Origin of the sequence: Bacillus sp. COPE52 (assembly GCF_003355115.1) — a bacterium.
Lineage (GTDB): Bacteria > Bacillota > Bacilli > Bacillales > Bacillaceae_G > Bacillus_A > Bacillus_A toyonensis.
In genome coordinates this window covers 4223038-4242624 of sequence record NZ_CP031292.1, presented here as the reverse complement: position 1 = coordinate 4242624, position 19587 = coordinate 4223038, and the positions used below count along the sequence as shown (strand labels likewise).

21 protein-coding genes are annotated in these 19587 nt (G+C 36.5%); 3 read left to right on the top strand and 18 right to left on the bottom strand.

The window, feature by feature from the left end:
- The first annotated feature begins 79 nt into the window (after positions 1 to 79).
- Complete coding sequence (locus DPQ31_RS21310) at positions 80 to 334, top strand: DUF2624 domain-containing protein (RefSeq protein ID WP_001048958.1); 255 nt, start codon at positions 80 to 82, stop codon at positions 332 to 334.
- A 19-nt stretch (positions 335 to 353) separates the two neighbouring features.
- On the opposite strand, the gene DPQ31_RS21305 is transcribed toward DPQ31_RS21310, so the two are convergent.
- Together DPQ31_RS21305 and DPQ31_RS21300 are read right to left on the bottom strand one after the other, a co-directional pair.
- Positions 354 to 1250, bottom strand: coding sequence for a deoxyribonuclease IV (locus DPQ31_RS21305; protein WP_208730963.1), 897 nt, complete (start codon positions 1248 to 1250; stop codon positions 354 to 356).
- 232 nt (positions 1251 to 1482) lie between these two features.
- Positions 1483 to 2793, bottom strand: coding sequence for a DEAD/DEAH box helicase (locus DPQ31_RS21300; protein ID WP_000194009.1), 1311 nt, complete (start codon positions 2791 to 2793; stop codon positions 1483 to 1485).
- A 180-nt stretch (positions 2794 to 2973) separates the two neighbouring features.
- Between DPQ31_RS21300 and vrrA the strand changes: the two genes are divergently transcribed.
- Entirely contained in the window at positions 2974 to 3750 is a 777-nt protein-coding gene (gene vrrA / locus DPQ31_RS21295; RefSeq protein ID WP_208730962.1) for a VrrA/YqfQ family protein, read from the top strand.
- A gap of 89 nt (positions 3751 to 3839) precedes the next feature.
- The gene (locus DPQ31_RS21290; protein WP_000706652.1) at positions 3840 to 4790 is read left to right on the top strand and encodes a 4-hydroxy-3-methylbut-2-enyl diphosphate reductase; all 951 of its coding nucleotides are present in this window, start codon (positions 3840 to 3842) and stop codon (positions 4788 to 4790) included.
- 40 nt (positions 4791 to 4830) lie between these two features.
- Here the strand turns inward: DPQ31_RS21290 and DPQ31_RS21285 are convergent, their stop codons facing one another.
- The 16 genes from DPQ31_RS21285 to DPQ31_RS21210 form a co-directional block, all read right to left on the bottom strand.
- Complete coding sequence (locus tag DPQ31_RS21285) at positions 4831 to 5952, bottom strand: Nif3-like dinuclear metal center hexameric protein (RefSeq protein ID WP_087970628.1); 1122 nt, start codon at positions 5950 to 5952, stop codon at positions 4831 to 4833.
- Entirely contained in the window at positions 5949 to 6656 is a 708-nt protein-coding gene (locus tag DPQ31_RS21280) for a tRNA (adenine(22)-N(1))-methyltransferase (protein WP_085450590.1), read from the bottom strand. The genes DPQ31_RS21285 and DPQ31_RS21280 overlap by 4 nt, the downstream gene beginning before the upstream one ends.
- Before the next feature lie 165 nt (positions 6657 to 6821).
- A complete protein-coding gene (gene cccA, locus DPQ31_RS21275; RefSeq protein ID WP_000828151.1) occupies positions 6822 to 7178 on the bottom strand; it encodes a cytochrome c550 in 357 nt (118 codons plus the stop codon).
- A gap of 385 nt (positions 7179 to 7563) precedes the next feature.
- Positions 7564 to 8691: an RNA polymerase sigma factor RpoD gene (rpoD, locus tag DPQ31_RS21270; protein WP_000764067.1), complete on the bottom strand. Its 1128-nt coding sequence runs from the start codon at positions 8689 to 8691 to the stop codon at positions 7564 to 7566.
- Positions 8692 to 8750: 59 nt separating this feature from the next.
- Entirely contained in the window at positions 8751 to 10547 is a 1797-nt protein-coding gene (dnaG, locus tag DPQ31_RS21265; RefSeq protein ID WP_000528230.1) for a DNA primase, read from the bottom strand.
- 253 nt (positions 10548 to 10800) lie between these two features.
- Positions 10801 to 11040 carry a DUF188 domain-containing protein gene (locus DPQ31_RS21260; RefSeq protein WP_002044942.1) on the bottom strand — a complete coding sequence of 80 codons (240 nt, stop codon included), beginning with the start codon at positions 11038 to 11040 and terminating at the stop codon, positions 10801 to 10803.
- 368 nt (positions 11041 to 11408) lie between these two features.
- Positions 11409 to 12221 carry a pyruvate, water dikinase regulatory protein gene (locus DPQ31_RS21255; RefSeq protein WP_000368950.1) on the bottom strand — a complete coding sequence of 271 codons (813 nt, stop codon included), beginning with the start codon at positions 12219 to 12221 and terminating at the stop codon, positions 11409 to 11411.
- A gap of 29 nt (positions 12222 to 12250) precedes the next feature.
- A complete protein-coding gene (locus DPQ31_RS21250) occupies positions 12251 to 12883 on the bottom strand; it encodes a transcriptional regulator CcpN (protein ID WP_000583755.1) in 633 nt (210 codons plus the stop codon).
- A gap of 107 nt (positions 12884 to 12990) precedes the next feature.
- The gene (gene recO, locus DPQ31_RS21245) at positions 12991 to 13737 is read right to left on the bottom strand and encodes a DNA repair protein RecO (RefSeq protein WP_000487005.1); all 747 of its coding nucleotides are present in this window, start codon (positions 13735 to 13737) and stop codon (positions 12991 to 12993) included.
- Positions 13738 to 13770: 33 nt separating this feature from the next.
- Positions 13771 to 13914 (bottom strand): YqzL family protein, encoded by a 144-nt coding sequence (locus DPQ31_RS21240; protein WP_000883923.1) that lies wholly within the window; start codon positions 13912 to 13914, stop codon positions 13771 to 13773.
- Positions 13915 to 14086: 172 nt separating this feature from the next.
- Positions 14087 to 14992 carry a GTPase Era gene (era, locus tag DPQ31_RS21235; RefSeq protein WP_001080234.1) on the bottom strand — a complete coding sequence of 302 codons (906 nt, stop codon included), beginning with the start codon at positions 14990 to 14992 and terminating at the stop codon, positions 14087 to 14089.
- Positions 14985 to 15383, bottom strand: a complete 399-nt coding sequence (locus DPQ31_RS21230; RefSeq protein WP_001086291.1) for a cytidine deaminase — start codon at positions 15381 to 15383, stop codon at positions 14985 to 14987. Before DPQ31_RS21230 ends, era begins: the two co-directional genes overlap by 8 nt.
- A gap of 98 nt (positions 15384 to 15481) precedes the next feature.
- Complete coding sequence (locus tag DPQ31_RS21225) at positions 15482 to 15835, bottom strand: diacylglycerol kinase family protein (protein WP_000715513.1); 354 nt, start codon at positions 15833 to 15835, stop codon at positions 15482 to 15484.
- Complete coding sequence (ybeY, locus tag DPQ31_RS21220) at positions 15832 to 16302, bottom strand: rRNA maturation RNase YbeY (protein WP_000054674.1); 471 nt, start codon at positions 16300 to 16302, stop codon at positions 15832 to 15834. Before ybeY ends, DPQ31_RS21225 begins: the two co-directional genes overlap by 4 nt.
- Entirely contained in the window at positions 16299 to 18443 is a 2145-nt protein-coding gene (locus DPQ31_RS21215; RefSeq protein ID WP_000091505.1) for an HD family phosphohydrolase, read from the bottom strand. The genes ybeY and DPQ31_RS21215 overlap by 4 nt, the downstream gene beginning before the upstream one ends.
- Positions 18444 to 18625: 182 nt before the next feature.
- Positions 18626 to 19585: a PhoH family protein gene (locus tag DPQ31_RS21210; protein ID WP_000840526.1), complete on the bottom strand. Its 960-nt coding sequence runs from the start codon at positions 19583 to 19585 to the stop codon at positions 18626 to 18628.
- Positions 19586 to 19587 lie beyond the last annotated feature (2 nt).

Below are 19587 nucleotides of genomic sequence, written 5' to 3'. Positions count from 1 at the left end.
AAAAGAAACTCTATAAGAATATGTACAAGCTACGCACTCATATATTTCGATAGAAGAACGTATGAAGGAGGATAACTCGATGAATCTCATTAAACAAATTGTGAATAAAAAATTAAATCATATTTCTACAAAAGAGTTATTGAAATATAGTAAAGAATATGAAGTTTCAATTACAACTGCACAAGCTGATCAAATTGTTTTACTTATGAAAGGAAAGAATATTAACATTTATGATAATAATGAGCGACTAGAACTCTTAAAACAAATCGCAAAAGTAACTTCCCCTGCTACTGCGCAACAAGTAAACACTTTATTTCAGCAACTACTAAAATAAGGAGGGGATACCCCCCTCCTTATTGCGCTTTAATTTTTTCAAGAATCCCCTCATAAAAAGTACCGTTTTTCAGCATTTCGATTTCTAATTTATATGGTGGCTTCTTATCTTTTTTATCTTCACCTACATATGGTGTTTCAAGAATTTTTGGCACGTTCATTAACTGCGGATGATGTACAATATGATGCAATGCTTTATAACCGATATGACCAAAACCGATATTTTCGTGACGGTCCTTTCCGGCCCCACGCACATTTTTACTATCATTAATATGAAGCACTTGTAATCGATCTACACCAACAATCTTGTCAAATTCGTTCAATACACCGTCAAAATCATTTACAATATCATAACCCGCATCATGCGTATGACACGTATCAAAACATACAGATAGCTTTTCATTATATTTTACACCATCAATAATCTTTGCAATTTCCTCAAAGCTACGACCACACTCTGTTCCTTTTCCAGCCATCGTCTCTAGCGCAATGTTAACCGTCTGTTCAGGCGTTATTACTTCATTAAGCCCTTTAATAATTTGTTGAATACCTGCATCTGCTCCAGCACCAACGTGCGCTCCTGGGTGAAGAACAATTTGTTTCGCAACACCTAATGCCGCTGTTCTTTCAATTTCCATGCGCAGGAAGTCTACACCTAATTGGAATGTTTCTGGCTTCGTCGTATTACCAACGTTAATAATATATGGTGCATGGACGATAATTTCCTCAATACCATTCAGTTCCATATGTTTACGTCCTGCTTCTATGTTCAATTCTTCAATTGGTTTTCTTCGTGTATTTTGCGGTGCACCTGTATAAATCATAAACGTCGTTGCACCGTATGAAACAGCCTCTTCACTTGCTGCTAATAACATTTTCTTACCACTCATTGAGACATGAGATCCAATCTTTAACATACAATCACCTCTTCAATATACAATAGTTATAATGATAGCATAATTTGTAGAAATATGTAGTGAATTGTTTGTTCACAAAAAACGCACTACGCAAATTTATATGACTATTTAAACAGACTATACTCTTCATTTAAATGAACTGGATTAAGTGAAGCTTTAATCCATATTTTTCTACCCATATTGATTACGACTCTCACAAATAGCTGGATAAAAAAAAGATAAGGGAAATCCCTTATCTTTTTTTATTGCTATATTTTTTCTTCACTTTGTCACGTTCTGTTGCAAGTTTTCGCTTATAGTTTGGTTTTACTTTTTTCGGCTTTTTAACAACTTTTGTTGCCATAACATCTAGTCCATCATTTGGTTTTTTACGACTCTTACGACGACGACGGTCACCTAAATCCGCCCACTCATCTCCGCGTAAATCTACATGCTTAAATTCGATATGACGTTGTTTTTCCAAACTATCTAACGCTTCTTCATTTGCTGGATCATAAATTGTCACTGCAATCCCTGAATGACCCGCACGTGCAGTTCTTCCAACGCGGTGAACGAAGAAATCTAAATCTGATGGAAGTTCATAGTTAATAACATGGCTAATTCCTTCAATATCAATACCGCGTGCCGCTAAATCTGTTGCGACAATGTATTGGAACTCTAAATCACGAACTTGTTTCATCATTTTTTTACGATCACGTGGTGATAAATCACCGTGTATACGCCCTACTTTTAACCCACGTTCAGCTAATCCATCGGCTACTTCATCAGCCTTCTTCTTCGTGTTTGTAAACACAATTGCTAAGTACGGTTTAAATTGAAGTAGCATATTTTTCACTAATTCAATTTTATTACGGTGTCTTGAAGGCACAAGGTAATGCTCAATATTTCCTGCTGCAACTTGTTTCGGATTAATATGAATATGTTCTGGATTCTCCATATATTTCTTCAAAAATGGTTTTAATTTTTGAGGAATTGTTGCAGAGAAAACTAGCATTTGCAAGTTTTTAGGCATACGTGCTGCAATTTTATCTACATCTTGAATGAATCCCATATCAAGCATTAAATCCGCTTCATCGACAATAATAGTATCCGCTTTATAAACAAATAGCGCCTTTTCTTCTACTAAGTCTTTAATACGTCCTGGTGTTCCAACTACAATATGTGGTTGTTTTTTCAACTTTTCAATCGATCGTTGTTTATCAGTTCCACCAATTAAACAACGTGCTGTAATCATTTGATCTTCTGCACAGAACTTTGTTAATTTCACGATTTCTTCGTAAATTTGTTGTGCTAACTCACGAGTAGGAGCTGTAATAACAAGCTGTACTTCTTCACGACTTGGATTAATTCTGTTTAATGTAGGAAGTAAGTATGCATGTGTTTTCCCAGAACCTGTTTGGGATTGTCCAATTACACTTACACCTTTTTTCACGACCGGGAAAATTTTCTGTTGAATTCCTGTCGGCTCTGTAAAGCGTAGTTCACGAATTGCATCTATTAAAAATGGTTTAAAATCATACTGTGTAAAAGTTTGTTGTGTCATAAGTTACACCTTCTTTCTAAATTTCTACTGCGCGCACAAATCAGTCAAGTCTACATTATATCGAAATCTACAAGTAAAATCCATCTTTAGTTTAGGTTTTTACTTCAAAAACTAACCTTCTTCACTCTTATTGCATATTGTATGTGTATATACCTAACTGAAGAAAGGAGGATTTCTCACATGTTTCCAAAATCTCCCGTAAGGCAAATGTATCCGAATCCAGGCCAACAACCTTATACACCATACCCCATTCCACAACTACCACCGATGGCACAAAAAAAGAAAGGGTTCCTTGCTAAACTCTTTAAAAAACACGATCCAACCGAACCTTTCATGCAAATGGTTCCGCCTTATCGACAAATAGAAGGACAGCCGCCAATGATGCACCAACAACAGCCACCCCAATATCAACAGCAATATCAACAGCAATACCAACAACAATACCAACAACAATACCAACAACAATACCAACAACAATACCAACAACAATACCCGCATCAATACTCACAGCAATATCAACCATACATGCAGCAGTATCCAGAGCAAATGATTCCCCCTCAAATGTATGAATCAAACGAAACGCGCGGCGGTGCAGCCACTACAGCAGCATCTAGCAGCGGCATCGGCAGTTTTTTTTCGAATTTAATTTCGAATCCAACTAATATGATAAACAATATCGAAAAAGTATCACAAGTCGTTCAATCTGTAAGCCCTGTCGTCGAACAGTACGGTCCCATTATGCGTAACCTACCAAGCATTGTTAAAATCCTCACCTCTGGAAAAAGTACGGAAGAAGATCAAACTGAAGATCTAACAGAAAAGGTTGAGGTAGCAACTCCCCCTCCTCCACAAAAAAAAAGAAAAAGAAAAAAAATAGTGATTGAGCCAGCCATAGAAACAGAAGTACGAGAGGAGCCTGTTCAAAAAATAGCAACAAAACCCAAACTATATGTGTAACAATCCTTTGTTTTCTATCCTCTCCTCCTTTATAATGTAAAGGACTATGCACAAAAGTATCCCTTGTTTAGAAGGAGAGGATTACTCATATGAAAATTGTTAAAATTTCCCCTCGTGGTTATTGCTACGGTGTTGTCGATGCAATGGTAATTGCACGTAACGCTGCATTAGATAAATCATTACCGAGACCTATTTATATTTTAGGTATGATTGTTCACAATAAACATGTTACAGACGCTTTTGAAGAAGATGGAATCATTACGTTAGACGGACCAAGTCGCTTAGATATTTTAGATCAAATCGATTCTGGTACTGTTATATTTACTGCTCACGGTGTTTCTCCTGAAGTTAAACAACGTGCAAAAGAAAAAGGTTTAACGACAATCGATGCAACTTGTCCAGATGTTACAAAAACACATGACCTTATTGAAGCAAAAAAAGCTGAAGGATATCATGTCATTTATATCGGCAAAAAAAACCATCCAGAACCAGAAGGCGCGGTTGGTATTGCACCTGATATCGTTCACCTTATCGAAAGAGCGGATGATTTAGAAACATTAGAAATCCCAACGGATAAAATTTTAGTTACGAATCAAACAACGATGAGTCAATGGGATGTTCAACATTTAATGGAGGACATTCAGAAAAAATTTCCAACAGCAGAATTCCATAAGGAAATTTGTTTAGCAACTCAAGTTCGTCAAGAAGCTGTAGCTAAACAAGCGGATGTTGCAGATTTAACAATCGTTGTTGGTGATCCAAAAAGTAACAATTCGAATCGCTTAGCGCAAGTATCACAAGAAATTGCTGGTACGAAAGCTTACCGTGTTGCGGATGTAAGTGAAATTCAATTAGAATGGCTACAAGGTGTAGAAAACGTAGCTGTTACAGCAGGTGCTTCTACTCCAACACCAATTACAAAAGAGGTTATCGCTTTCTTAGATCAATATGACCCAATGAATCCGGCTACGTGGGAAAGAATTCGAAAAGTACCACTTCAAAAAATCTTACCTCGTGTAAAAGTGAAAAAAGAACAATAATAAAAACCGTTGCCTACATGAGCAACGGTTTTTATTTTTCTTATACAAATGTGAATGGATCTGTATGTAACTGCGAAGCATGAATTTGTACATTGAATTTTTTCGCATCTACTTTTTCTTGCAGTTGCTTTTGCACACCTTGCTTCATTACCTTTTCAACGTTATGTCCTGGATCAACTATATTTAAACCGAGCATCATCGCATCATGAGCGACATGATAATACATGTCACCTGTTACATATACATCTGCCCCTTTAAATTTCGCTTGGTTTATATATTTATTACCGTCCCCACCAAGTACAGCAACTTTACGCACTTTATCACCTAACTTGCCGACAACTCTTGCGCCCTTCACGTCTAATGATTGTTTCACATGTTCAGCAAACTGTCCAAGTGTCATTTCTTCTTGTAAATAGCCTATTTTTCCAAGCCCTAACGTTTCACCTTTATTATCAAGAGGATATACATCATATGCCACTTCTTCGTATGGATGAGCTGCCAACATCTCTTTCATAACTTTTCTTTGTAGTGAAGCTGGAATTATCGTTTCGATACGTACCTCTTCCACACGTTCTAACCGCCCAGTTTCCCCGATATAAGGATTTGTTCCCTCCTGAGGTACAAACGTGCCTGCTCCCTCACTACTGAACGTACAGTGGCTATAATTGCCGATATGACCCGCACCTGCGTCTCCTAATGCTTTACGAACCTCTTCTGCATGAGTTACTGGCACAAACACAACAATTTTTTTCATTTCTTCTGCGTATGTTGGAGCTAATACTTCTGTATTTTGTAATCCTAACGCATCAGCGAGTAAATCGTTTACTCCACCTTTAGCGACGTCTACATTTGTATGAGCGGCATAAATGGCAATATCATTCTTAATACACTTTTCAATAATTTTCCCATACGCTTTCTCTGTATGAATCGCTTTTAACGGATTAAAAATTAAAGGGTGATGCGCAATAATGACATTCGCACCTAATTGAATTGCTTCATCTACAACCTCCTCCGTTACATCTAAAGCGATCAATACGTGCTGCACAGGTTTATTAAGCGCCCCAATCTGCAGGCCAATCTTATCCCCTTCCATCGCTAAATGCTTCGGGTACATACTTTCAAATAAAGAAATAACCTCATGGCCATTTGGAATTTTACTCATGATAAAATCTCCCCTATCATTTTCATTTTCGCTTCTACTTCTACACGTTTCGCTTTTGTTTCTTCAGAATCTGCTGCACGTTCTAATTGTTTTAAGATATTTTGGAAGTTTTTCAATTCTCCTTCCCACTTTTCAACAAAAGCCTCACCTTTTTCTTTTATTAAAAATGGACCCATAAATAATTCAGCTTGTTTATTATCCGAGTAAGGTGCTGCAATATTTCCTCGTTCCCCAACTAAAATTTCGTAAATTTTCCCGTCTTCTTTTACGATTTTCTCACGGATAAGCTCCCAGCCATTTTCAATAAACCATTCACGAATGTGATGTGCTGCAATGTTCGGCTGTAAAATTAAACGTGTTACACCTTCTAACTTTTCTTTACCACTTTCTAAAATGTCACGAATTAGTGCTCCACCCATACCAGCAACTGTAATTACATCTACTTCCCCTGGTGTAATTACTTCTAATCCATTCCCTTTACGAACATCTACTTTATCTTGTAAGCCACTTTCAGCTACAGTTGCTTGCGCAGAACGAAACGGCCCATCTACAACTTCTCCTGCAACTGCTTTTGTAGCAATATTATTTATAATTGTATAACACGGTAAATACGCATGATCCGATCCAATATCAGCTACTGTAGATCCTACTGGAATCTCGCGCACAACTTCTTCTAATCGTTTTGAAAGCTTTACTTCATTCATGTATTTCCATTACTCCTTCTCTTGTCAGTCTGTCTCCATGATAATGAATTTATAGTAGTTGTTGCAAGCCCATAACAACAATTCCATTCTCTATTACTCAGCGTATTTTAGAAAGTATAGAAAAACAAGCCTTTTGCAAAAGCAAAAGGCTTGTTTTATGGAACCTTATTTTTTCTTAGATAGCCAATCAGCTACTTTAGCCGCTTGATCAGCTGGAACTAAATTTGGCGGCATATTTCCTTTTCCTTTCGAAAGAATTTCTTTAATTTCATCCTTTGAAAGTTTTCCACCAATTTTTTGTAAATTAGGCCCTACCGCCCCTTGTAACTGATCGCCATGGCAGCTCGTACAGCTTTGCTTCACAATATCCTCTGGCTTTGATGCTGTTTGCGCTGGCTTCCCGCCATTTTTTGTATCAGCTAACTCTTTAGATTTATTTAGCCCCTGAAATGAAAATACAAACATAACGATAATACCTAATGCTGCAATAAGAGCGAACGGAATCAGCGGATTACGTTTCATATCTCTTCTCCCCCCTCTATACCCCTAAATAGTTAGATGATTCAGTCATTTCCATTGTACTTGAAAACGCTCTATCCGAAAAGAGTAAACTATCACTTGTTGAAAATATTCCATAAATTCAGTTTATTGTTTTTTATTGTTATATCGCTTATTATTTCGATAATTATTAACGTTTCTCATCATATTTTTCGCTTTTCTACATATTTTTTTGTATAGAATAAACAAAATTAATCGAAAAATCGAAAAATGAGCATTTGCAAATCAAAAGACAATTCTGTAAAATAAATTACAAGAAATTGTAATCGTTGCCGATAGCTAAATTTTAACAAAAATTAACAAAATAAAAAAGTTTACTTCACAAAAGTGAAGTAAACTTAAAGTTAGCCTATTCTAAGAAATCCTTAAGACGCTTACTACGACTTGGATGTCTTAATTTGCGAAGTGCTTTCGCTTCAATTTGACGGATACGTTCTCTCGTTACGCCGAATACTTTCCCAACTTCTTCAAGCGTACGAGTTCGTCCATCATCTAAACCGAAACGAAGACGTAGAACATTTTCTTCACGATCTGTTAGTGTATCTAACACATCTTCTAATTGTTCTTTTAGCAATTCATACGCTGCATGGTCCGCAGGCGATGTTGCTTCTTGGTCTTCAATAAAGTCACCTAAATGGGAGTCGTCTTCTTCACCAATTGGTGTTTCAAGAGAAACTGGCTCCTGTGCAATTTTTAAGATTTCGCGTACTTTTTCTGGCGCAAGATCCATTTCTTCACCAATCTCTTCAGGAGATGGTTCGCGTCCTAAATCTTGTAACAATTGACGTTGTACACGAATTAACTTATTAATCGTTTCAACCATATGAACTGGAATACGAATTGTTCGCGCTTGGTCTGCAATCGCACGTGTAATTGCTTGGCGAATCCACCAAGTTGCATACGTACTAAATTTGAAACCTTTACGATAATCGAACTTTTCAACCGCTTTAATTAGACCCATATTTCCTTCTTGGATTAAGTCTAAGAAAAGCATACCACGGCCCACGTAACGCTTTGCAATACTTACTACAAGACGTAAGTTCGCTTCCGCAAGACGGCGTTTTGCTTCTTCATCGCCTTCTTCAATACGCGTCGCAAGTCGAATTTCTTCTTCAGCGGATAGTAAGTCAACGCGACCAATTTCTTTTAAGTACATACGAACAGGATCATTGATTTTCACACCTGGTGGCACACTTAAATCATTAAGGTCGAATTCTTCTTCCGTTTTTGTAATTTGGCGATTATTAGGACCTTCTTCGTTGTCGTTATCGCCAACTAAGTCAATCCCTTGTTCACCTAAATATTCATAGTATTCATCCATTTGATCGGATTCAATTTCAAATCCATTCATGCGTTCTGCGATCTCTTCATATGTAAGAACGCCACGTTTTTTTCCGACCTCAGTGAGTTGTTCTTTCACTTGCTCAAGGGTCATTTCAGTTTCAATTTGTTTAGAACGAGCTGGTTTGTCAGCCATCTGTTCCCCTCCTTACGCGAGATACAAACATTCATTATACTAAATCTTTACCAAAAAAGCTATTTTCTCGCTTTTTGATTTTGTAAATATGCTACATAATATTTAGCAGCCTCTACAGGATCTGTTTTTTCCATCTGTTTTACTTTAAAGATGATTTCCATCTTTACAAGTTTTTCCTTATGACGTCTAAGCGTCTCTAAATGGCCTTGTAACACTTCTTCTGTGTATTCTGGATTAATAAATTCATCCGTCGAAATATCAGTGATAATGTTTTTCAACTTTTCATCAGAGAGCCAACTTAAAAATGTTCCGACTGAAGGTTCATTTCCCTTTTCATAATATGCGTATAGTTCATATAAAATCCCTTTATGTTCTTCTGTATGAAAATCTTCTATATGGGATTCCATGCGAACGGCTACTTCTGCACTTTGCAACATATGATAAATAATTTCTCTTTCTGCCCTTTCAAAACCTGTTAACTTCGGTTTTGTTTGAACAACTTGAGACGGCTTAGAAACCTGCTTTATTTGTTTTTGCTGTACCTTTTGTTCTTTGCGATATTGGTGCAATTGATTCAAAAGTGTTTCCATTGAATAAGAAAACTCTTGCGATAACGACTTCAAATATGATTCTGCCTGCATCGCGTCTTGTAACAACGACAACTCTTTTAAAACACTTTTCACATATTCTTCTTTGCCAGACTCATCTTGCAAATTTTTCCCTAAACGCAAATAATTTATTTTAAAACCAACAAAACTTATACTTGATTTCACAAGATTTTCAAAAGCGGTTGTCCCATATTGTTGCACATATTCATCAGGATCAAGCTTATCTGGCAAGGATGTGACTTTCACTTGGCAACCAACTTTTAACAGTAATTGCCCTGCTTTCATCGTCGCTTCTCGTCCTGCTTTATCACCATCATAGCAAAGAACAACAGTTTCAACGTTACGTCGCAGAAGTTTTGCTTGTTCTTCAGTTAAAGCTGTTCCCATTGTCGCAACAGCTTCTTCCACACCACTCTTTACCGCAGCTAGTACATCGGCATACCCTTCAAAAAGGACTACTTGCCCACGCTTTCTAATAAACGGCCTTGCTTGGTGGAAGTTATACAACAATTTACTTTTGTGAAAAATCGGTGTTTCAGGGCTATTTAAATATTTCGGAGTGTCATCTCCTAAAGCCCTTCCACTAAACGCTATCACCTTACCTTGTAACGTATGGATTGGAAACATAACTCTTCCACGGAAGCGATCATAATGACTACCATCCTTCTCACTTCTTATTAGAAGACCGGCTTGTTCCATACTAGACAGCGATAAACCTCTTTTTTGTAAAATTTTCGTTGCAGCATCCCAAGCAAGTGATGCATAACCAATTTCAAACTTCTCAATCATCTCTTTCGTAATACCACGGTTTAATAAATATGAAAGTGCTTCATTTCCCTCTTCCGTATTTACTAATAAATGATGATAATACTTTTTCAAAAGTTCGTGAGCCTGTTGCATGATGACAGTGTCATCAGATATGTCTTCTTGTTGTACTTGCCCTGATGTATACTCTGCAACCGCAATTCCATTTCTTTCACCTAACTTTTGAACAGCCTCGGTAAAAGCAAGTCCTTCCATTTTCATTAGAAAGGAAAATACATTTCCACCTTCTCCACATCCGAAGCAATGAAAAATTTGCTTATCAGATGAAACAGAGAATGAAGGAGAATTCTCACCATGAAATGGACAAAGGCCGAAATAGTTACGTCCCTGCTTTCTAAGTTGAACGTATTCACCAATCACTTCTACAATATCGGATGACGTCCGAATCTGTTCAACAACTTCTTCGGGAATTCTGTTGCCCATAACTCCATCTCCGTGTCGTATTTTGTATTCGATATAAATTAAAAAATTCCTTTATAATTCGACAATATTTTTTCTAAACTTGTTAGAAAGTATTGTCGATCACATTGTGTAAACGACTTCGGACCTCTTATATAGGCCCTTTGTCTGCGTAACTTCGCAGATACATACTACTATATAAAATTGTATTCATATGCTCATCTATTACAAATGCACCTCTTGAAGACAATACATATACACCTTTTTTACAAGAAGACTAGCAAGCCTCATATACTGTATGATCATGAGATCTGTTACCTTTGCAAGTTGATATATATAAATCAACTTCATCTTGTCCAGAATCTACATAAATCCAATTGCCTTGCTGTTTTCTTGAACGATGAGTATACGATGCGACAAACACAATTTCGACATGAAATTCAGTTCCAACTTGCACAATCTCATCCTTCACGGGATATGCATCTGCATCAACTAATACGTTATTGATGTTTTGCATATTTCTGTATTCTACATCCCTTCTGTGAATCCTTCCATAATGTGCGTTTTCTTGTATAGATTTTGTCGATTTAATGTAATTACATGTCTTTTTTGTAAATCCTATCCCTAGTTTATTCTGAAAAATTAAAGTCTAAACGTAAAATATAGGTTTTTATCACAATTTTTTATTATAATATATTTTCTTCAACTACGCTACATATCCCTTTATTTTTTCATCTTCTACTTTAGGATAACTAAACCATGCTTTTCACATAATAAAAAAACAGAAGAATATAAGTATAACCACTCCGCTATAATCTATTACTAATCCAACAAGTATCGTATTTCATATGAGCGAAAAAAGCACATTCACCTTCGGTAAATGTGCTAAAACATTTTTTGGTTTTGCACTGCATTCACAATAATATTTGCTGTTTCTTCAATCGCTTTATTCGATACATCAATTACTTGACAATTTATTTTACTAATTACCGCTTCAAAGTGATCAATCTCTTCTTGAATACGATTAATATTGGCATATGTTGCGCCGTCACTTAATCCAAGTGATTTTAATCGTTCTTTTCGAATATGATTTAACTTATCCGGTGTAATTTTCAAACCGAAACATTTCTCTTTTGCCACTTGATATAATTCCTCAGGTGGATCCACTTCTGGTACAAGCGGCACATTGGCAACTTTCAACCGTTTGTTATGAGCTAAGTATTGAGAAAGTGGTGTTTTTGATGTACGTGAAATTCCAATTAACACGATATCCGCTTTTAAAATACCTCGTGCATCTCTACCATCATCGTACTTTACAGCAAACTCAATTGCTTCAATCTTTTTAAAGTACTCTTCATCTAATCTACGAACAACACCCGGCTCATATCTCGGCACTTGCCCTGTAATTTCTTCAATTTGATCGATAAGAGGTCCGATAATATCGTATGCCTCTACCCCTTCTTTTGCAGCCTCTTTCACTAAATACTGGCGCATTTCCGGCTTTACTAACGTAAAACAAATAAGCGCTTGATTACTCTTAGCAATCGAAATCACTTCTTTTAATGTCCCTGTATCTTCTACATACGGTACACGTCTAATATCAGGAGCAAATGGGAATTGCCCCATTGCTGCTCGAACAACTAAATCAGCCGTTTCTCCTACAGAGTCAGATACGACATATACGATTTTATTATCCATTACATTACCTCACTTTAAACAAATTACACTTATTCGTTATTTACTAGGTTTACAAACGCACGTGTAATATTTGTTTTTGTAATTCGTCCAATTACTTCTAAACCTTGCTTCGTATCTTTCACAACCGGCATCGCATCAATCTGTCTTTCTATTAATTCCATCGCAATATCATATAAAGAATCTTCTCTACGACACATGGCAATGTTTGGCATCCTTGTCATGATAATATTAACCGGAAGAGAGGTTAAATCCTGCTTCCCTAAGCTAGCTCTTAATAGATCTTTTCGAGACACAACACCAACTAATAGTGTAGATTGATCTACAACAAACAATGTACCAACATCCTCTAAAAACATCGTACAAATTGCATCGTATACTGATACATTTTTATCAATTACAGCCGGTCTAGATTGATAATCTTGCACTTTAATTTTCTTAACAGCTTCAGATAATAGCTGCCCCCCAGTTTTCCCCGTATAAAAATAACCTACGCGTGGACGCGCTTCTAAATAACCAGCCATCGTTAAAATTGCTAAGTCTGGTCTTAGCGTTGCACGTGTTAAACCCAATTGCGCAGCAATTGACTCCCCTGTAATAGGACCGTGATCTTTTACAATCTGAATGATATGTTCTTGCCGTTTATTCAGCTCTATGATAATCACCACCTTTAATGCACAACGAAAAAAGTTATACTATCTCTTAAATATTATATACTAAATATGCTATTCGAAAAAGAAAGTATGTAAAAAGGACCGTATACGGCCCCAAATTATATTTGAAACTTATCAAGTTGCTCTAGGAAACGTCTTGATTTCAAATAAATTCCGCAATATTCATCATAATATGTATTCAATACTAAGCGCATTTGTTTTTTTGTGCTATCCTTCACTGATACATTGCCGAGCCTATGTAAATCGAAATGGAAGAAAAGACGTAACAATTTATGTACAGCTTCTCCCACCGGTATACGATACGGATCTTGCTCCGCATGACGTGAGCACAGAAAACCGCCTTCCCTGACAGAGAAGGCGACAAAATCTGTTTCTTGATGACAAATCGCACATGTATCAAAATACGGGCGCATCCCTAATACCGGAAGCATTTTCGTTTGATAAATTAATGATAATACTTCTGGATCAACACCCTCACACATATAATGCAACGTTTGATATAACATTTCAAATAAGTACGGATTATGTTTTTTATCTTCTGTTGCTTTATCAGTTAACTCAACAACAAATGATGCATAAGCAGTTAAAAATATATCCTCGCGAATTTCTTTCATAGTTGAAATAATCTCGCCTTGTTGCAAAGTTCCAAGCCCAGATCCCACTTGAATAAGAAAATGCCCATGTGTCATAAGTTGCGAAACAGATGCTAACCGACTTTTCGGTTTTTTCGCTCCTCTTGCCATTGCACTTATCTTACCGAATTCTCTTGAGAATATTGTAACAATCTTATTCGTTTCTCCGTAATCTGTCGTACGGATAACGATGCCCTCAACTTTTTGAAACATGTTCGTCACCATCCAAGGTTTGAACAAAACGGGTCAAGAAATTGGAGAGTCTAGATGCGCTAGCTCCTCATCATGTTGATCCATCTCATCGTTTACGTCTTTTTCCATCTCTTTTAAAAGCAAATACGTTTCAATGCTTCCTGTTTTGGAGAAAAACTTCCAGGTAAAATCTAGCATAAGAATCCACCTTTCTCAATAAGCGTAGCCTATAAACCAATTTCCTTTGTTATTAAATTGACCCATTTTGTCCATTTTCATGTGAGAAAAATTTTTCCTAATTTATTAAAGTTTACAAAAACCAATAATCAGCGGATGAGCAAACATCCACTGATTACAGCCTTACTTTATTTTAGTACTCGTCTTCGCGGAAACCAAGATCACGAAGCTGAGACATCTTATTGCGCCAATCTTTTTGTACTTTTACCCATACCTCTAAAAATACTTTAGAACCAAGAAGTGCTTCAATATCAAAACGAGCTCGTTTCCCGACTTCTTTTAACATCTTCCCTTGTTTCCCAATAATAATTCCTTTTTGTGACGCACGTTCAACAACAATCGTTGCATTTATATAAACTGCACCGCCCTCACGCTTCTGAATTGCATCAATAACAACCGCTACAGAATGTGGCACTTCTTCACGTGTTAAATGTAGTACTTTTTCACGAATAAGCTCTGCAATAATAAATCGCTCCGGATGATCCGTTACTTGATTATCTGGGTAGTATTGCGGTCCTTCTGGTAAATATTTTTTAATTGCTCCAATTAACGCTTCTACATTATTACCGTCTAATGCAGAAATTGGTACAATTTCTGCAAACTCATGTAGTTTACGATATTGATCAATTAACTCTAATAATTGCTCTGGATGAACTTGGTCAATTTTATTAATTACCAAAAATACCGGTTGTTTCGTTTCTTGTAATTTCTCAATAATGAATTCCTCACCACGACCAAATCCTTCAGTTGCATTGACCATAAACAGAACAATATCAACTTCTTTCAATGTCGTTTGAGCCATCTTCACCATGAAGTCACCTAGTTTATGTTTCGGTTTATGTATTCCTGGTGTATCAATGAAAATTACTTGTGAATCATTTTCTGTATACACGCCTTGAATTTTATTACGAGTCGTTTGTGGCTTGTCACTCATAATGGCAATTTTTTGGCCGATAATACGATTTAAAAATGTAGATTTCCCAACATTCGGTCTGCCAATAATAGAGACAAAACCTGATTTATAACCTTTTCTATTCATGTAAATCCTCCGCTAAAAATGCTCCTGGTAACAATTCTCCGACTGTCGTCTCTTGAACGTCACCATGTAAATTTGATAGGTATACTTTCGTATCCTGTTTACATAATTCTACCATAACTTGTCGACATGCTCCACAAGGAGGTACTGGGCGTTTTGTATCTGCTACAACCGCAATAGCTACAAACTCTTTATCCCCTTCAGAAACTGCCTTAAATAAAGCAGTTCTTTCTGCACAGTTGCATAAGCCATATGATGCATTCTCAACATTACAGCCACGATATACTTTTCCATCGTGCGTTAATAATGCTGCACCTACTTGAAATTTTGAATATGGTACGTACGCTTGTTTACGCGCTTCGATTGCTTCTTGAATTAATTGTTTACTATTCATATCCCGCATCCTTCCTGTTCACAGCTGTGAATAGATACACTCTCTCACTAAAGGCCTTTATAGCACCTCCAAGGCTTAATAAAAGCTTCGGAATGCAACTATACCACATACGGTACAAAGATAATAGCACCAATTATAACGGCTATAACTGCAAAGAGTAAAACCGCTCCTGCTGCGACATCCTTTGCAATTTTCGCAAATGGATGTATATCAGCAGTCACTAAGTCTACTGTTTTTTCCACAGCCGTATTTACCATCTCTAAACCCATTACAATCCCTATCACAATAAGTAATACCACCCACTCTATTTTCGTAATATGGAAATAAAAGCCGCAGCATATAACAATGACTGCGGCTAAATAATGAATTCTCATATTTCTTTCATGACGAAGACAAAAGAATATACCAGCTATAGCATATCCAAAACTATCTAAAAGTTTTCCTTTTTTCATCGTCCTAATCCAAATGCTTCTAAAATTTCTTTTTGTCTTCCAAACATTTCTTTTTCATCTTCTTCTGTCATGTGATCATAACCAAGCAAATGTAAAAAGCCATGTAACGCTAAAAACCCAAGTTCCCTATCAAAAGAGTGTCCATATTCTTCAGCTTGCTCTTTCGCTCTTGGAATAGAAATAATAAGATCTCCTAACATACGCGGCATCTCCGCACCGACAATTTCCATTTCACCTTCTCCCATTTCTTCCATAGCGAAAGAAATAACATCCGTAGGCTGATCCTTATCTCGGTAATCACGGTTTATTTCACGAATACGTTCATTATCTACAAACGTAACCGATAATTCTGCCCCTTCTTCTATGTTTTCCATTTGAGCCGCTTTCTCTACCAGCTCTCGAATCAAACTTATATAATCGTCTTTCACTTCTTCTGTTTCATCAATAAAATCAATTAATAAACTCATTCTTTCTCCTTCTCTTCCGGTAGTTCCGGATATGTAATACGCGAATGGAAAATACCATTTAACGTCTCGCATAACGTTTTTCCAACGATTTGTAGCTCTTTAAATGTCAAATCACATTCACTAAATTGTCCATCTTGCAAACGATCTTTAATAATACTTTGCACTAAATTATTAATTTGATCTGGCGTTGGATGATTCATAGAACGCACCGCGGCCTCTACACTATCAGCAATACCAACAATCGCCGACTCTTTAGAAGTTGCTTTGGATCCTGGATAACGGAACATCTCTTCTGTATATTTTTCTTTATCTTCTTTAATCGCCTTATAGTAAAAATATTTAAGTAACGTTGTACCATGATGTTGTCCAGCAATATCAATAATTTCTTGCGGAATATGGTACTCTTCTAGCATCCTCACCCCGTCCGTTACATGAGCGATAATAATATCTTTACTCGTTACAGGGGCGAGTTTATCATGTGGGTTTTCAATCCCCATCTGATTTTCAATAAAGAACTGTGGTTGTACCGTTTTTCCTACATCATGATAATACGCCCCTACACGGGCTAATACACCATTTGCCCCGACTGCTTCACAAGCAGCTTCAGAAAGATTCGCTACCATTACACTATGGTGATATGTCCCTGGCGCTTCTAGCAAAATCTTACGCAAAAGCGGATGATTTGGACTTGATAGTTCCATAAGCTTCATACTTGATACAATGCCAAGTCCACTCTCTAAATATGGTAAAATCCCCATAGCTAACACCGAAGAGATAATCCCTGAAACAGAAGCCATCAATAATTGTGTACCAATTTCAAGAGGCGAAAAATTCCCATTACGCAACAATAATAACGCTGCCAATACGACCACATTTAACACAGAAACGAGTATACCCGCTTGTAAAATCATCGTACGACGATTTTTTTCTCTCAAGAAAATACTAACTGATAGTGAACTTAGTAACACATAGATCCCCACACTATAATTCAGGGTGCTCGTTACTCCTTCATTAAACATAATGCTTCCGCATACAGAAAAAATCATGCTTGTTAAAAAAACAAATCGATCACCAATCATTAGTTTTACAAGTATTGTTCCCATTGCAACTGGAACGACATACGCGATCCCTGCATATTCAAGCTTTTGGAACAAACTAATGATTTTCATTAAAACGATCGTGATCGACAAAATGGTAATGTACGCTAAAATATACGGTCTATCTTCCCTTTTCCGTTGTAAAAATACTTCAAACTGCTTATGCATAAAGTACAATAGCACACCAATGAGTACCGCTAATCCAACATAGGGTTGAAAACTGTTCCCTTTTTCTAACAGACCAACTAATTTCAACTGATTGTACATATCACTTGAAATCGTTTCACCTTCTCTAACAAGGACTTGCCCTTGAAGAATATAAACAGGTGGAACTAAATCTTCTTCCGCTTTTCTCTTCTCTTTTGTTAAGGTCGGATCATAAAAATAGTTTGCAGAAATCGCATATTTCCCTAACGCCTTAATAGATTCCTTTAAACCATTATCAACATTAACACTATTCATCTCACTTACATATCGTTCCTTCGCATCCTTCAATTCGTCCATTTTAATATGCTCAGTCATGATACTATTAATAGCTGTAACTGCTGCATCTTTTGCTAATACTAATTGGTTCGAATCTGCATTAATTAAGTTTAGTAAGTTTAAATCAGATAATTCTTTCGTTAAATCAGTAGGCAATTTTTTTTTCAACTTGTCCACTTTTTCAGCATCAGTAATCTTTTTTTGCTCATCCGGCCCAACCGCTTTAATCTCTTGTATCACTTCATCTACTTTAGCAAAGACGTCATTCACAATATCCACTTTATTTTGTTTATACTCACTTTTATATGTATATTGATCTTCAACTTTTGTAGCGGCTTCTTTTTTCTTTTTGTCCGTTGTAACTTTATCTTCAATTTTAATAGGAGAATGGATTGTTTTTTTCGCAATAGAATATGTTGTAACATCTAATTGCTCTGGTTTTACATTATTCATAAGTGCAAAAAACAGCACTGCTCCTAATAAAACGTAAGAAATCCAACTTAGTTTTTTCGAATGTTGTAAATTACGAAACCACTTAGAAATTTCTTGAGATCTTGACATGATTTCAATACCTTCTCCTCTCCAGAAATAAAGTGAAACTATTTATAGCTTTCGTTTCTTCTAACAAGCGACACTTTTAGAATCATACGTCATTTATCGCTTATACTCTTCTTTCATGATAGTAAAAAAATTGCTATTCGCCAACCTTATCATACAAAAAGAAATGATCCTGACAAATAGGATCATTCCATTTTATCATACGCCTCAATAATACGTTGCACTAACGGATGTCTCACAACGTCGCTTTGCTCTAATGTAATGAACGAAAGTCCTGATACACCAGATAAAACATTTGTAGCAATAGAAAGACCTGATTTTGCCCCTTTTGGCAAATCTACCTGCGAAGGATCCCCTGTTATAACCATTTTAGAACTAAAACCTAATCTTGTTAAAAACATTTTTATTTGGACACCAGTTGTATTTTGCGCTTCATCTAAAATAACAAATGAATCATCAAGCGTACGCCCTCTCATATAAGCAAGAGGCGCGATTTCAATTACACCTCGCTCCATCATACGCTGCGTATATTCTTGTCCAAGAATATCGTGCAGTGCATCATACAATGGACGTAAATATGGATCTACCTTCTCTTTTAAATCCCCTGGTAAAAAACCTAAACTCTCTCCAGCTTCTACAGCAGGCCTTGTTAGAATAATTTTCTTTACATACCCTTGTTTTAACGCTCTTACAGCCATTACTACAGCTAAGTACGTTTTTCCAGTTCCAGCAGGTCCTATCCCAAATACAATATCATTCTTCTTCATCGCATGAATATATCGTCTTTGTCCCATTGTTTTTACACGAATAGATTTACCCTTTGCCGTTTTAAAAATTTCTTCTTCATATAACTCTTCAAATTGAGCAATTTTCCCTTGTTGTGCGAGCTGAATTGCATACGCAACATCTCTTTCTGTAATGGATACACTTTTACGAATAACAACAAGTAATTGCTGTAAGATTTTTTCTACGAGTGTCACATTTTCATCTGCCCCAGACACATGAACTGTTTCACCTCTAGTTACGATAGATACATTAAGTTCTCGTTCCATTACTTTTAAATGAGCATCATTGACTCCAAAAAGAGCGATTGCTTCGTTAGTATTTTCCAATTGTTGGTTCATTTCTACTAATTGTTCTGCCATTA